The organism is Sphingomonas paucimobilis NBRC 13935 (assembly GCF_000739895.2).
GTDB lineage: Bacteria > Pseudomonadota > Alphaproteobacteria > Sphingomonadales > Sphingomonadaceae > Sphingomonas > Sphingomonas paucimobilis.
In genome coordinates this window covers 42,513-57,789 of record NZ_BBJS01000046.1, presented here as the reverse complement: position 1 = coordinate 57,789, position 15,277 = coordinate 42,513, and the positions used below count along the sequence as shown (strand labels likewise).

Annotated in this window: 13 protein-coding genes; 4 read left to right on the top strand and 9 right to left on the bottom strand. The window is 66.5% G+C overall.

The annotated features are described in order from the left end of the window. Positions 1–34: 34 nt before the first annotated feature. Complete coding sequence (locus tag SP6_RS14690; RefSeq protein ID WP_007406911.1) at positions 35–1,549, bottom strand: S1C family serine protease; 1,515 nt, start codon at positions 1,547–1,549, stop codon at positions 35–37. 108 nt (positions 1,550–1,657) lie between these two features. Between SP6_RS14690 and SP6_RS14685 the strand changes: the two genes are divergently transcribed. Beyond that, complete coding sequence (locus tag SP6_RS14685; RefSeq protein ID WP_007406896.1) at positions 1,658–3,172, top strand: ATPase, T2SS/T4P/T4SS family; 1,515 nt, start codon at positions 1,658–1,660, stop codon at positions 3,170–3,172. A 17-nt stretch (positions 3,173–3,189) separates the two neighbouring features. On the opposite strand, the gene SP6_RS14680 is transcribed toward SP6_RS14685, so the two are convergent. Both SP6_RS14680 and SP6_RS14675 read right to left on the bottom strand, forming a co-directional pair. Continuing rightward, the gene (locus tag SP6_RS14680; RefSeq protein WP_007406916.1) at positions 3,190–3,420 is read right to left on the bottom strand and encodes a hypothetical protein; all 231 of its coding nucleotides are present in this window, start codon (positions 3,418–3,420) and stop codon (positions 3,190–3,192) included. Further along, entirely contained in the window at positions 3,417–3,893 is a 477-nt protein-coding gene (locus tag SP6_RS14675) for a DUF4157 domain-containing protein (protein WP_007406913.1), read from the bottom strand. The genes SP6_RS14680 and SP6_RS14675 overlap by 4 nt, the downstream gene beginning before the upstream one ends. Before the next feature lie 279 nt (positions 3,894–4,172). Here SP6_RS14675 and SP6_RS14670 point away from each other — a divergent pair, with 279 nt between their 5' ends. Continuing rightward, positions 4,173–5,417, top strand: coding sequence for an aspartyl protease family protein (locus SP6_RS14670; protein WP_227876582.1), 1,245 nt, complete (start codon positions 4,173–4,175; stop codon positions 5,415–5,417). Here the strand turns inward: SP6_RS14670 and SP6_RS14665 are convergent. The 6 genes from SP6_RS14665 to SP6_RS14640 form a co-directional block, all read right to left on the bottom strand. Then, complete coding sequence (locus SP6_RS14665; protein WP_007406912.1) at positions 5,411–5,695, bottom strand: 3TM-type holin; 285 nt, start codon at positions 5,693–5,695, stop codon at positions 5,411–5,413. The two genes, SP6_RS14670 and SP6_RS14665, sit on opposite strands and share 7 nt — an antisense overlap. Further along, positions 5,692–6,231, bottom strand: coding sequence for a glycoside hydrolase family 108 protein (locus tag SP6_RS14660; protein ID WP_037570043.1), 540 nt, complete (start codon positions 6,229–6,231; stop codon positions 5,692–5,694). Before SP6_RS14660 ends, SP6_RS14665 begins: the two co-directional genes overlap by 4 nt. A 130-nt stretch (positions 6,232–6,361) precedes the next feature. Then, complete coding sequence (locus SP6_RS14655) at positions 6,362–7,261, bottom strand: ROK family protein (protein ID WP_007406892.1); 900 nt, start codon at positions 7,259–7,261, stop codon at positions 6,362–6,364. A 107-nt stretch (positions 7,262–7,368) separates the two neighbouring features. Beyond that, complete coding sequence (locus SP6_RS14650) at positions 7,369–8,358, bottom strand: SDR family oxidoreductase (RefSeq protein ID WP_037570023.1); 990 nt, start codon at positions 8,356–8,358, stop codon at positions 7,369–7,371. Between the two features lie 94 nt (positions 8,359–8,452). Continuing rightward, on the bottom strand, positions 8,453–9,253 hold the full coding sequence (locus tag SP6_RS14645) for an acid phosphatase (RefSeq protein WP_042469326.1): 801 nt from the start codon (positions 9,251–9,253) through the stop codon (positions 8,453–8,455). A 30-nt stretch (positions 9,254–9,283) separates the two neighbouring features. Continuing rightward, on the bottom strand, positions 9,284–9,724 hold the full coding sequence (locus SP6_RS14640) for a MerC domain-containing protein (RefSeq protein WP_007406905.1): 441 nt from the start codon (positions 9,722–9,724) through the stop codon (positions 9,284–9,286). A 148-nt stretch (positions 9,725–9,872) separates the two neighbouring features. Here SP6_RS14640 and SP6_RS14635 point away from each other — a divergent pair, with 148 nt between their 5' ends. Continuing rightward, positions 9,873–12,992, top strand: coding sequence for a glycoside hydrolase family 2 TIM barrel-domain containing protein (locus SP6_RS14635; protein WP_037570049.1), 3,120 nt, complete (start codon positions 9,873–9,875; stop codon positions 12,990–12,992). Beyond that, positions 12,989–15,253 carry a DPP IV N-terminal domain-containing protein gene (locus tag SP6_RS14630; protein WP_007406901.1) on the top strand — a complete coding sequence of 755 codons (2,265 nt, stop codon included), beginning with the start codon at positions 12,989–12,991 and terminating at the stop codon, positions 15,251–15,253. The genes SP6_RS14635 and SP6_RS14630 overlap by 4 nt, the downstream gene beginning before the upstream one ends. Positions 15,254–15,277: the final 24 nt, after the last annotated feature.

The following is a 15,277-nucleotide window of genomic DNA, read 5'->3' as shown; positions in this document are numbered from 1 at the left end:
GACAGGCAAGTGAATTGCGCGACAGCCTGGGGCGTCAGCGCGCGTCGCGGCAGCTATAGACCAGCTTCTCGTTGGGCAGCGGGGGCAGTTGCTGGCGGATAGCGGCCTGCTCGGCCTCCAGCTTCTGGAGCGCGGCGTCGCTCTTCGTACAGGCCCGGGCCTGGTCCGGCCCTTGCAGCTTGCGGATCGACTCCATGGTCGCGGCGGGCAGCATATAGCGCGTCTGGGTATAGGTGCGCGTGACGGGATCGAAACGCGCGATGGTGACGGTCTGCTCGTCCTGCGGCACCAGCACACGCTGCCAGCCGCCCTCGCCTTCCAGATACTGGACGTCGCGATCGACGCATCCGTTCGCGCCCCAATTGAACGCAGTCTCCGCCGTCGACGACACGGTGATCCGGCTACGATCGGCCTGAAGCGTGCAGATCAGCGGGCCAAGCGCGGCGGTGGACGGCGTGACGGCGGGGGTCGTACTCGATTCGCGCGGCAAGGTGATCTCAGCCGAGGGGCGCAGCAGGAAGGTGACGACCGCCGCCACCACCGCGACCCCGCCCGCCGAGACGGTCCAGATCGCCCGCCGCCGCTGGCCGCGCGATTCGAGCAGCCCGGCGCCGCCGATCGCCAGCGCCCCGCCGACCAGCAGCAGTGCCGCCAGCGCCATCACATTCTCGCGCGACCGTTCCGCTTCGCTGCGCGCGGCATTCAGTGCCTCTTCCCGGCGCAGCGCCGCGGTATTGGCCGCCTCGCGCCGGGCGGCGGCGGCATCGGCGACCGCACGCGCATCCGCCGCGCTGTCCTCGCGCAACCGCTCCTCGATCGAGGTGCAGGGCGATGCCACCGAGATATAGGGCTGTTTGGCGGCGCGCAGGAACGCCATCAGCTCGGTATCGGCGATCGCGAAACCGAAGGTCGAATCGCCCTCGTCCGCGCGCGTCAGCGCCGAGTTCACGCCGATCACCCGCCCGCAGGGATCGAGCAGCGGCCCGCCCGAATTGCCGCGCGCGATGCTGGCGGTGTGGAGCAGCACCTCGATCCCCGTCAGCGTCCGCCGCCCCGAGGCGACGCCCTGCGACCGCACCGGCGACAGCGGCCGGATATAATCCGCCGCCGACTGGGCGGTCGCCAGATCGACATTGCCGGGATAGCCCAGCGCGATGACCTGATCGCCCTCGGTCACCGGGCCGGTGAACAGCGCGACCGGCGGCAGCTTGGCCTCGCTCACCTCGATCAGCGCCAGGTCGCGCCGCGAATCATAGGCGATGACCCGCCCCTGATAGGATTTGCTGCCTTCTGAAGGGACCACGCCGACCACGACATTGTCGGGATAGCGCTCGGCGAGTTCGACGACATGCGCGTTGGTGACGATGCGGTTGGGCGCCACGGCAAAGCCCGAGCCATGGCCGAAACCCGCCACCTGATCGTCGACCATCGCGATGGTGACGACCCGCACGACCCCGCGCGCCGTCGCGGCGATATCGTCGGCGCGCGCCGCGGCGGGCAAAAGCCCGACGACGGTCAGGGCGAGCGCAAGGACGAAGCGGCTGAGCATCGCCGGCCGCCATATCCCGCCACTTTGGGCAACGGCAACCGCGTTCGGTTAGGCATATGGTAAATCTTGCCATTTATGCCGACGCGCTATGCCATGGGGAATTGCGGGATGAATGCGTTCGGTCGCCGTCAGGGTTTGGGAAGCGCACCGGGGGGCCGACCGGCCTTTGGCGTGGCGCGGCCGATGCACGGCCCCGGCCCCACCCCGCGCCCCGAAACCGAGGCTCCGCAAGGCGGTGGCCAGTTTCCGCCGCTGAGCAGTCTGGCGACCCCAGCGCCCGCCGAGACGGTCGATGCGATGCAGCGGCTGGCCGAACGCCAGGCCGCGGCGGTCGACCCCAGCCCGGCGCGCAACGAAGGGTTCGAGGCATCGATCCACCGGATCAAGGAACAGGTTCTCCCCCGCCTGCTCGAACGCGTCGATCCCGAAGCGGCGGCGACGCTGGGCAAGGACGAACTGGCCGAGGAATTCCGCCCGATCATCGGCGAGGTGCTGGCCGAGCTGAAGCTGACGCTCAACCGGCGCGAGCAATTCGCGCTGGAAAAGGTGCTGGTCGACGAGTTGCTGGGGCTCGGCCCGCTCGAGGAATTGCTGGCCGATGCCGATGTCACCGACATCATGGTCAATGGGCCCGAGCAGACCTATGTCGAGCGCAAGGGCAAGCTCGAACTCGCGCATATCCGCTTCCGCGACGAGGAGCATCTGTTCCAGGTCGCGCAGCGCATCGTCAATTCGGTCGGCCGCCGCGTCGACCAGACGACCCCGCTCGCCGACGCGCGCCTGAAGGATGGCAGTCGCGTCAACGTCATCGTGCCGCCGCTCAGCTTGCGCGGCACCGCCATCTCGATCCGCAAATTCTCGGCCAAGCCGATCACGCTCGACATGATGGCGGGCGGCGGGTCGATGAGCAACGACATGGCGACGCTCCTCAAGATCGCGGGCGCCAGCCGGTTCAACATCGTCATTTCCGGCGGCACGGGCTCGGGCAAGACGACGATGCTCAACGCCCTATCGAAGATGATCGACCCGGGTGAGCGCGTGCTGACTATCGAGGACGCGGCCGAGCTTCGCCTGCAGCAGCCGCACTGGCTCCCCCTCGAAACCCGCCCCGCCAACCTGGAGGGCCAGGGCGAGATCAGCATCCGCGACCTCGTCAAGAACGCGCTACGTATGCGGCCCGACCGGATCATCCTGGGCGAAATTCGCGGCAGCGAATGTTTCGACATGCTGGCGGCGATGAACACCGGCCATGACGGGTCGATGTGCACGCTCCACTCCAACTCTCCGCGCGAGGCGCTGGCGCGTATGGAGAATATGGTGATGATGTCGGACATCAAGGTGCCCAAGGAAGCGATCAGCCGCCAGATCGCCGACTCGGTCGACATGGTCATCCAGGTCAAGCGCCTGCGCGACGGCAGCCGCCGCGTGACCAACATCACCGAAGTGATCGGCATGGAAGGCCCGGTGATCATCACCCAGGAGCTGTTCAGCTTCCACTATCTGGATGAAGGATCGGACGGCAAGATCATCGGCGAATATCGCTCGGCGGGCCTGCGCCCCTATACGCTGGACAAGGCCAAGCAGTTCGGGTTCGACCAGGCCCTGCTGGAGGCATGCCTGTAGGCAAAGCGCTTATAGCGTCACAGGAGGCGCGGGCGGACGACCTTTTGCCAGAGCAGCGACAGCATGGCGTAAAAGATGATCGCGACGGTGACGCTCATCCCCGTCTGAAGCAGGATTTCCCCTTGATCGGGCGGCGGGGCCGCCGGATTGCGGCTTCCCCCGAACAGCCCGAAGGAGAAGGTCGCGACCATCCACCAATAGAGGGCGGTCAACATGCTTTCGAGCAACGCGACAAGGATGCGCTTCATGCCGTTTCCCCGATGGCGAAGGGGATGACGTCGACATAATCCTGAAACGCCCCGCTGCCGTGCTGCGGCTTTCGATGATGGGCGAGCAGGAAATAGTCGGTGACGATCGAAGCCTGCGCCTCGATGCCATAGGATAGGAAGGGCCGGCGCGATCGCGACAGATCGCCATAATGATAGTTGCGGTTGAACACCGCCCGCAACTTCACCCACATGCCCTGTTGATATTGCCAGGCATGGGTCAGTTCGTGGATCAACCATGACGCATCGCCGATCGTCGTGGAGAAATCGTCCTTGTAGCTGGCCGGCGGGAAATAGACCTCGCCATTGGGCGTGATCGCGGTGTTGGACGGTTGAAAGAAATAGGCGCGTCGGTTGTGGATTTTCACGCGGCCAAAATCGAGCGCGGCGCCGAAGACCTGTGTCGCATAATGCAACTCGCCCGATGCGAGCGATCGGCTGATGCGTCGGCTCATTCCCGTCTCCCCATCGCATGACGAACGCCGACAGGGTGCGGGTGGTTCACCCCAAGCCAATTCCTCGCTTAAAAGGCGATGCTTGCCGCCCCCTACACCATCGGGGGTACAGCCGGTATGTCGCTCCAATCGTTCCGTAACTGGACCCCGGCCTCCGCCGGGCTGGAGCATGGAGGGCGCGAGTGGCCGATTTTACAATCATCCCCTGCGATCGGTAGATGGCTTGCCTGGCGATTTCCCGCGCGCGCAGCCTCTGGCTGGGCTAGGCGTTGGGGCGTGATGCGTCGTTTGCTTTATCTGCTCCCCGTCCCTCTGTTGCTGACCGCCGCGATGATCGCCCCCCGTGCGCATCATGAGGCGGCCGCGAGCGCCGACGGTGCCGAGGATGTGGTCGCCGCCGCCGCACGCGATCCGGGGGTGGCAATACTTGCCCCCGATACCGAGGCGCGCTGGATTCCGTTTCAGTTGACGCCGGGCAATCAGATCCGCTTCGCCATGACGATCGACGGGCAAAGCGCCTCCGCCATCCTCGACACCGGGGTCAGCTTCACCCTGTTGTCGCGTGACTCCCCGATCGCGGCCCGCGCGCGCATCCGCCCCGGTGGCGAGGCCAGCGCGATCGGTGGAGCGGTCGCGATCGGCTGGATGCCGACGCGCACCCTGTCGCTGGGCGGCCTGACGCGAAAGGGCGGCGGCGTCGCGGTCGCGCCCCTCCCAGCCCTGGCGACCGGCGATGCGAAGCCGGTGGATCTGCTGGTCGGCCGCGACCTGCTCGCGGCCCATGCGCTCGATATCGATTATCATGCCAAGCGCTTCCGCCTGCTCCCCTCGGGCCGGATGCCCTTCCAGGGGGCGACCGCGCCGCTGACCATCTCCGCAGAGCGGCGTGTCTATGAGAGCGTGGTCGGACTGGGCACGGCGCGACTGTCGCCCATCATCGTCGATACCGGTGACGGGTCGGCGCTAACCGTCACCCAGGCGGGGTGGCGCATGGCCAAGCTGACCGCGCTGCCCACGACGAGCGCGATCGGCTTCGGACTGGCCGGCCCCTCGGTCAATGAACTGGCGATCGCACCGACCTTGAAGCTCGGCACGCTAACCGCGCATGAGGTCGAAGTGCGGATCGAACCAGCCAAGGGCTTCAGCGAATCGGTCGGGGTCGCCGGGCGGCTGGGATCGGGCTTTCTGCAACGCTACCGCGTGTTGCTCGACCCCGGCGCGGGACACATGGTGCTCGCCCCTGGCCCCGACGCCAACCAACCCGCGTTGCGATCCACCGCCGGGCTGTTGATGGGCGTCGGCGGCGACCGGTTGCGCGTGCTCCACGTCATGCGCGGCGGGCCAGCGGACAAGGCGGGCTGGCACGAAGGTGACACGATCTGCGCGATCGATGGACAGCCGATCCCGAAGGATTATGTCGACAGCCCGATGGCGCGCTGGACCGTCGGCAAGCCGGGCACTGTCATCCGCCTGCGCATGTGCGACGGCCAGGAACGCACCCTCACCCTCGCCCGCTTCTACTGAGGCGGACGGGGGCGCTTCCCCCATTCCCGCGCGACCGTATAGCCCAGATAGCCGGTGCCGAAGAGCGCGTAGAGCGGCTCTGGGATGGCGGACAGATATTGCGCCATCCCCCGGATCATTGCCGCCGCCATCGCCGGCCGCACCCCCGCGAGCAGCCCCATCGGGATGCTCCACAGCAGCAGCAGATACATGACATAGAGAAAGGTCGGCCGCGCCCGTCGGGTCCAGCGGTCGTTCGGGTCGGCCTCGCCCTGCGCCATCGCCTCCCCCGCGCTCATGACAGGCGATCCGCCAGCCAGCCATAGAGGAACGCCTCATTGGCGGGCCGCCGTTCGGCCAGCGTCAGATAGCGTTCCCCCTGCAACGCCTCGACGGCTTTGAGCAGCACGGTCTCACCCGCCCGCCCGCGATGCTGCAGGAAGGCGCCGAGCGCGGCGAGCGTCGCCAGGCCGATCCGGCCATCGACCGCCAGATCGGGATAATCACCACCACCGCGATTGAGCGCGTTGAGCGCGCGCTGCAAGAAGCTCGCCGCCACCCCCGGCCCCATATTCACGCCTGTGTCGAACAGTTCCTCCGCCAGCCGGGGCGCGTGCGCGGCGACGCGATCCCATCCCGGCGCGGACCAATAGAGCCGGCGATAGATCGCCTCCGCCCGTGCCAGCGGCAATCGGCGCATCGCCCCGGCATAGCCATCGGCGCGCGCCACCGCCTCGGTGATGCCGAACCTCGTCGCTCCGCGCCGGTCGGCGGGATGATCGCTATAATCCCCCTCGCGCGCGATCACCTGCGCGATCAGCGCGTCCACGTTCACTTCGTCCCCCTGCCCCATTTTGCCCTCCCTGTGATGGGCGATACGAACCATATAGGTTCGCTGTAGGACAGGCTTTTGTTGGGGGCGATCGATCACTCTTCCTCCCACTGACCGGGGGAGGAAAAGGGGATCAGTCCAATACGCTACGCGCCAGGGCCAGCGTGCCGAGCGGGCCCGCCTGGTCGCCCAGCTGGGCATGGACGATGCGGTTGGCGACCTGCGCCGCATCCACGAAGGGCAGATAGCCCGACAGCTTCTCGACCGTCGCGTGGCGCACCATGTCGAGCAGATGCGGCTGGCCGACACCGACGCCGCCGCCGATGACGATCCGTCCGCACGCCAGCGTCAGGAACAGGCCGGCAAAGCTCTCCGCCAGCGCATCGGCGACGAAGGTCCAGGCGGGGTTATCCGCCGCCAACTCCTGCGCCGGCTTGCCCGTGCGCGCGGCGATGGCGGGACCGGCCACCAGCCCCTCCAGGCAATCGCCGTGAAAGGGGCAGGCGCCGGCGAAGTCATCCCCGGCCACCCGGCGGACGCGGACATGACCCGCCTCGGGATGCATCCGGCCCGAGACCGGCTGGCCATTGACGATGATGCCCATGCCGACGCCGGTGCCGATCGTCACATAGACATGATCGGACAGCCCGCGCGCCGCCCCCCATTGCCCCTCGGCCAGCGCAGCGCCGGTCACATCGGTATGGATCGCCACGCGCTCGCCAAAACCCTCGGCCAGCGCGCCGACCACGTCCGCGCCGGCCCAGCCGGACTTGGGAGTCGCCAGCATATGGCCATAGTCCATGCCGGTCTTGTCGAGCGCGATCGGGCCGAAGCTGCCGATGCCCAGCGCTTCGGGCTTATACTGCTCGTGCCATTCGGCCAGACGCTGGCGAAGCGCCGCCAAAGTCACGGCGGGGGTCGTGGTGGGCAGCCGCTCCGACACCAGAATGTCGCGCCCGCGCCCGATCAGCACGATCGACTTCGTCCCGCCCAGTTCCACGCCCGCGACGATCCGATCCTGTGCCTCGACCATTCCACTCTCCCGCCCGTCCATGATAGGGTTTGCGCGACTGCGCGAAATGGCGCGTGCGGGTCAAGGGCATCGCGCAAAAACGGGCGGGAAGAGCGTGCGCAAATGGGTCAGCCGACCCCGGTTCCGCCCGATGCGCCAAAGACCTGGCCGGTGGCATAACTCTGCTCGGGCGCGGCCAGCGTGACATAGGTGGCGGCCAGTTCGGCCGGCTGGCCGGGCCGCCCCAGCGGCGTGTTCTCGCCGAAGCTGGCGACGGCATCGACCGGCTGCCCACCCGAGGGCTGCAGCGGCGTCCAGAACGGCCCCGGCGCGACCGCATTGACGCGAATGCCCTTGGGGCCGAGCTGCTTGGCCAGCGACTTGGCGAAGGCGACATTGGCCGCCTTGGTCTGCGCATAGTCGAACAAATTGCCCGAGGGCTGAAACGCCTGGACCGAAGCGGTGATGATGATCGCCGATCCCGGCTTCAGATGCGGCAGCGCCGCCTTGGTGATCCAGAAGGGCGCATAGATATTGGTCTTCATCGTCCAGTCGAAGGCGGCATCGTCCAGCTCGGCAAGGTTGTCGACCGATTGCTGGCGCCCGGCATTGTTGACCAGAATGTCGAGACCGCCCAGTTCGCGCACCGCATTCGCCACCAATTTGCGGCAAAAGGCGGGATCGCGAATGTCGCCGGGGATGGCCACGGCCTTGCGCCCCTCGGCCCGGATCAGCGCGACGACCTCGCGCGCGTCCGACTCTTCGGCAGGCAGATAGTTGATTGCGACATCGGCGCCCTCACGCGCATAGGCGATGGCGGCGGCACGGCCGATGCCCGAATCGCCGCCGGTGATCAGCGCCTTGCGCCCCATCAGCCGGCCGGAGCCGCGATAGCTCTTCTCGCCATGATCGGGCAGCGGTTGCATCTTGCTGGCAAGCCCGGGCCAAGGCTGAGGCTGGCGCGGGAAAGGCGGCTTGGGATAGCGGCCGGTCGGGTCCTGCATTGTGTTGACCGGCGTCGCCGAGGGACCCGAGGATTGCGCCGCCACGGCAGGCGCGGCGACAGCCGCCGCCGCGCCACCCAATATATCGCGACGCGATGCCGAAATCTTGACCATGAACCCGTTCCTTGCCGAAGTGCCACCCGCCCCACCCCAACAGGTGCGGCGGATGACAGTTCCGTCATGAAACGGGTTTCGGACCGCGCCGGGATCAGAAGATGGGCTGCGCCACCAAGGCCGCCTCGCGCCGGCATTCCGCCGCATCGGGACGCGGGGCTTCGGGGTCGCGACGCAGCGCATCGATCTCGGCGCGCGCGGTGGCTAGGTCGCGCTGGAAGGCGGGGTTTTGTGACAAGGCGGTCAGCGTCACCGTGGCGGACAGCCGCCCCGCCTCTACGGCGCTCGCATTATGGACGCCGCACACGATCCGGCTTTCGCCAAAGGCCCGCCCCCGCGCCAGGATCGGCGTCGCGCGGTCAGGCGCCAGTTCGGCCAACAACATCGCCCAGGTCCAGCCCGCCGTGGTATGACCCGACGGATAGTCATAGCTGGCCTTGAGTTCGCTCGCCGGCTGGCAGACGGGGCCGCGATCGATCAGATAGGGGCGCTGGCGCTTGTAATAATTCTTGGCGATGCCGGTCTGGCGGGCCGTGTCCGATCCGGCGGCGTCGATCAGCCGGATCGTCGTCGGCGCATTTTGCGGGGTCAGCGAAACGCCCAGCGCACATGAAAAGTCGCGTGCCATATCGGCATCGTCCAGCTTCACGTCGTTGGTCGCCAGCACCCAGCGGGGCGTACCGGCCAGCTTGCGCGTCTCGCGGAAAATCTGGCGATCGGCACGACCGCGCGCATCGTCGGGCCTGGGCGCCGGCGGCAGCACCGCCAGCAGATCGAGACCCGTGGCAGGCAGATAATGCGACGGCTCATCCCCTTCGCGAACCCCGGCCAGCGCGGCGGTACAGGTCACCACGACGAAAGCCACGGCCATGCAGGAAGCGACGAATTTAGACATTTGCGAAACTCTCCGGTTCATGGTCCAGCGTCAAAGCGAGGTCAGATACTGGAGCCGCGTGGCACGCAGGTTACCGACATGCGCGATGGCCAATGTCATGCCGCCCGCGACCGTCAGCGTGGTGCCCCATGCCGTCCCCTCGAAGACCAGCCCCAGGACCAGCAGCCCCAGGCCGGCCATCCCGATCAGCAGGGGCGCCATGGCGCGGTGCCGCCGCCAGCCACCAAGCAGTGTCCCTCCGCTGAGCGGAACGGCGATCGCCAGCATGACGATGTGAATCGTCTCCCCCCAATCGGCCCAGTCGGCGAGCGATGGCAGAAAGGCGATGGCGATCGGCAGGAACAGACAGTGGATCAGGCACAGGGTGGAGGCGGAAATCGCCAGCCCATCCAGTCCGAAGACGCCGCGATGATGCGTCCCATCCGACAGGTGCGCCACCGCCTCGCCATCGCCAGGGCTCTGTTCGGTCATGATATGTCGTTCCTATGCTGTGCCCCGCCGCCAAATGATACATTGTATCATTATTGGCAAGCGTGAATTCGACAGCGCGCTCTTTAAATTGTATTCCGTATAATCTAGCCTTTCGGCGTTCTGCCGGGAGAGACGAGATATGCGAACCATGCGATGGGCCCTTTGGGCCAGCCTGTCGGCCCTGATCGCAGGGATGGCATCGGCGCAGACGCCGGCTCCGTCCCCCTCCACCCCGCGCCCCGAATGGGAAAACCCCCTGATCGACCGGATCGGCGCGGAGCCGATGCACACCAGCTTTGCCGGGTTCGAGACACGCGCGGGTGCGCTGTCAGGCGATGTGGCGAAGTCGCGCTATCACCTCTCGCTCGACGGGATGTGGAAGGTGCAGATGTCGCCCAATCCCGAGGCTCGGCCGGTCGGCTTCGAAGACCCCGCGCGTGACGTGTCGAAATGGCGCGACGTGGCAGTGCCCGGCATCCTCCAGGCCAAGGGGCTGAGCCGCCCGATCTTCGTTGGCAGCGGCTATCCCTTCCCGCGCAACCAGCCGTTCATTGAGCACAGGTTGAACGAGGTCGCCTCCTATCGTCGCGATTTCGTGGTGCCCGCCCATTTCGCCGGCCGCCGCCTGCTGCTGACCATCGGCGCGGCGGGGGCGGCCTATTATCTATGGGTCAATGGCGAGCGGATCGGCTATTCCGAGGACTCCAAGCTCCCCGCCGAATTCGACATCAGCCGCGCCGTTAGGCCGGGCAAGAACACGATCGCGATCGAACTCTATCGCCATTCGGACGGCAGCTATCTGGAGGACCAGGATTTCTGGCGGGTCAACGGGATCGAACGGTCGATCACCCTCTATGCCGCGCCGCAGACGCATATCCGTGACCTGAAGATCGATGCCGGGCTGACCCATGACTATCGCGACGGGAAGCTGTCGGCGCAGGTCGATCTGGCCGGTGCGGCGAAGGCCACGAGCGTCCGGGCCACCCTGCTCGACGGCAAGCGCACCGTTTTGACCCGGACCACGACACCTACCGGTACCACCGCGACGATCACCGCCGAGGTACCGGCCGTGAAGACGTGGAGCGCCGAGGACCCGAACCTCTACACGCTGCTGGTCGAATTGCTCGACGATCACGGCACGCTGATCGAAGCGACCAGCCGCCGCATCGGCTTCCGCACCGTCGAAGTAGCGGGCGGCGAGGTCCGGGTGAACGGCAAGCGGATCATGATCCGCGGCGTCAACCGACATGAGCATGACCCGCATAGTTTCCGCATCGTATCCGAGGCGACGATGCGCAAGGATATCGAGCTGATGAAGGCCGCCAATATCAACGCGGTCCGCACCTCGCACTATCCCAACGACCCGCGCTGGTATGATCTGGCCGACGAGTACGGCCTGTACGTGATGGACGAGGCCAATATCGAGAGCCATGGCTATTTAAGCCTCACCCAGGAGAAGAACGACCCGACGCTGAACCTGGGCCACAAGCCCGAATGGGCCGCCGCGCATCTCGACCGGGTGCAGCGCATGGTCGAGCGCGACCGCAACCATCCCTCGATCATCTTCTGGTCGCTGGGCAATGAGAGCGGCGTCGGCCCCAATTTCGAGGCGGCGGCGAAATGGGTTCGCGCGCATGACAAGACGCGGCTGATCAACTTCCTCGGCTATAGCATGAGCGGCTGGCGGCACCCGACCAACTCTTACGTCGACATCTTCGCGCCCATGTATGACGATGTCGAAAAGCTGGCCGACTATGCCCAGCGCCCCGAATTCACCCAGCCGCTGATCCTGTGCGAATATGCCCATGCGATGGGCAACAGCCTGGGCGACTTCCAGGGCTATTGGGACACCTTCCGCAAATATCCCAAGCTCCAGGGCGGCTTTGTCTGGGACTGGGTCGACCAGACGATGATCCTGAAGGACAAGGATGGCCGCCCCTATTGGGGACAGGGCCTCGACTATGATCCGGACCCCAAGGATGCGGGACTGCACGGCGACGACAGTCCGGTCGGTGACGGCGTGATCCAGTCGGATCGCACCCCCGATCCCGAATATTACGAGATGGCGCATGTCCAGTCGCCGATCGCCTTCACCCATGAGGGCGGCGGCTGGCAGGTGGTCAACCGCCACGACCATATCGACCTGTCGCGCTTCACGCTGGACTGGACGGTGCTGGAAAACGGCGTCGAGACCGCGCACGGCAGCATCGCCACGCCGTCCTTGGCGGCCGGAGCGAGCGCGCCGATCGTCTTCACCCTGCCACCAGCCAAGGACCCGATGGCCGAACGCTCGCTGATCCTGCGCGCGCGGATCAGGGCGGGCGCGATCCCGCCGCTGCCGGCGGGGCATGTCGTCGGCTGGGACCAGTTCGCGCTCTCCGCTCCGGTCTTCGCCGCCGCCCCCAACGGATCGGTCGCGCCCGAGGAAAGCGCCGACGCGATGACGCTGAAAGCCGGCAATGCGGTGCTGGAGATCGACCGGGCGACCGGGCTCGTCCGCCGCTATGCCCGCGACGGCAAGACGCTGCTGACCGGCGGCACCCCGAACTTCACCCGTGCGCCGACCGACAACGATATCGGCGCGGGCGTGCCCAAAAGCCATGCGATGTGGCAATATTTCTCCGAGCATCGCCGCCTGGACAATATGCACCGCGACGGCAACGCGGTCGTCGTCGATCACGACATGGGCGTCGGCTCGGTCAAGATGGAGACCCGCTGGACCATGGCACCCGATGGGGCGGCGACCGCGACGGTCCGGTTCACGCCGCTGCGCGCGACCCTGCCCGATCCCTTGCGTGTCGGCCTCGCCTTCGCGACACCGGGACAGCAGTTCACACAATTGAGTTGGTTCGGACGCGGCCCGTGGGAAAGCTATGCCGATCGCCAAACCGGTGCGCTGATCGCCCGCTGGCAGGGCAAGCTCGCCGACCAGTATCACGACTATGCCCGGCCGCAGGAATCGGGGAACAAGACCGATGTGCGCTGGCTGGAGCTGACCGGCACCGGCGTCGGGCTGCGCGTGACGGGCGCGCAGCCGCTCTCGGTCAACGCGCTGCCCTTCCCCTATGCCGATCTCGCGATGAAGCCGCCCGCGCAAGCCCATAGCTCGGACATCCGCCCGCATGGCGACGGCACGCTGCTGATCGATGCCGCCCAGGCCGGGGTCGGCGGCGATACCGGCTGGAACCTCGATGGCCGGGCGCACATGCCGTACCGCATCGCGCTCCAGCCGCTCACCTATAGCTTCACCATCGGAGCGTCCCGTTGAAGACCCTGCTGACTCTTTCGCTGTTCCTCTCCGCTGCCCCCGTTGCGGCGCAAGGCGTGCCCGACCGCCTCGCCCAGTCGCTGGCCTTGCGCGACCAGTGGCAATGGCTGACCCGTGACATCGCATCGCCCGCCGAATGGGATGAGGATGGGCGGCATTTTCATTATCGCAAGACCGTCGGGGGCGGCTTCGCCTTTGTCAATGTGGATGCCACCACCCATGCCAAGGCCCCCGCGTTCGACGCCACTGCGCTGGCGCCCGCGCTCACCAAGATCATGGGCACACCGATCGCCCCGCTGCGCCTGCCCTTCGAGCATTTCAGCTATACGGCCGACCGTTCGGCGATCCGCTTCTCGATCGGCTATGACGACACCGTCTATCGCTGCACGCTCGTCCAGCCCGTCTGCGCGATCATGCCGCCCAAGAACCCCAGCCGCCCACGCGGTTTCGGCGTGGTCCGCGACCTGCGCGTGCCCGCGGACAATCATCCCCGCCGCTCGCCCGATGGCCGGCTGGAGGCGCTGGTCCTCGACGATAACCTCGTCGTGCGCGAGGCGAATGGCGGCAAGGAATTGTGGCGTAGCCAGGACGGCAGCCCCGCCAATTTCTATGACACCGAAACCATCGCCTGGAGCCCGGACGGCCGGCATATCGCGCTTCAGCGGGTCCGCCCCGGCTATGCCCGCATGGTCACCCGCGTTCTCGCCGCCCCGCCGGGCAAGGTCCAGCCGGAGGTCGTCCAGCAACTCTATCCCAAGCCCGGCGATGCGGTGGACCAGGAGGCGCCCGTCCTCTTCCGCACCGCCGACGGCCAGCGGACCGAGATCGACCCCAGCCTGTTCGCGAGCGCCTATACCCTGTCCGCCCCGGAATGGCGTACCGACAGCAAAAGCTTCGCCTTCAACGATCTGAAGCGCGGTTTCGGCCAGGCAAGGATCATCGCGGTCGATGCAGACACCGGCCAGGCCCATGCCGCCGTGACGGAAACCGCGAAGACCTTCGTCTTCCGCGACCGGATCTGGTCGCATGACGTGAAGGGGCTGGGCCGCGAAATCCTCTGGACCTCGGAACGCGACGGCTGGCGGCATCTCTATCTGATCGATGGCGCGACCGGACGCGTGATTCGCCAGATCACCAAGGGTAACTGGATCGTCCGCGACATTGCCAAGATCGATGATGACAAGCGGCAAATCTGGTTCTCGGCCAGCGGCTTCGTGCCAGGTGAAGACCCCTATTACAAGCAGTGGTTCCGGGTCGATTTCGACGGCCGCAATCTGACCCGGCTGACGAAGGAGAATGCGACGCATGAGGTGCGCTTCGCCCCCGACATGACGACCTATGTCGATGTCTATTCGCGTACCGACCTGCCCGAAACGATGGAACTGCACGATGCGCGTGACGGGCGCCTGATCCAGACGCTGGAAAAGGGCGACATCACTGCGCTGACCGCCGCCGGCTTCCGCCCGCCCGAACGCTTCACCGCCAAGGGTCGCGACGGGAAGACCGATATCTACGGCCTGGTCGTCCGCCCGCGCGATTACGACCCCGCCAAGCGCTATCCGGTGATCGAGAACATCTATGCCGGGCCGCACGACAGTTTCGTGCCCAAGACCTTCTGGCCGTTCGGTGCCTTCTCCGGTGGCGACAAGGTCATGGGGATGCAGCAGATTGCCGATCTGGGCTTCATCGTGGTGATGATCGACGGCATGGGTACCGCCAACCGCTCCAAGGCCTTTCACGACGTCGCCTGGAAGAACCTGGCGGACAGCGGCTTTCCCGATCGGATCGCCTGGATGAAGGCGCTGAACGCCAAGGACCCTGCGGTCGATATCACCCGAGTCGGCATCTATGGCGGCTCGGCGGGCGGGCAGAGCACGCTGAACGCGCTGCTCTTCCACTCCGAATTCTATAAGGCCGGGGTCGCCTATGCCGGGTGTTTCGACAACCGGATGGACAAGATCGACTGGAACGAACAGTGGCTCGGCTATCCGGTCGATAAGAGCTATCTCGACGCCTCCGGCGTGGTCCATGCGGGGCAGTTGCAGGGCAAGCTGATGCTGGTCGTCGGCGAACAGGATTCGAATGTCGATCCCGCCAGCACGACGCAGGTGGTCGATGCGCTCATCAAAGCGGACAAGGATTTCGACCTGTTGGTCATCCCCGGCGGCGAGCATACGGCGGGACGCACGACCGGGCCGGTGCCTTATGCGATGCGGCGGCAATATGCCTTTTTCCTGAAGGCGCTGCGCGGGGAGGAATAGCAGTGTTGCCACCCGCCCCGCCCG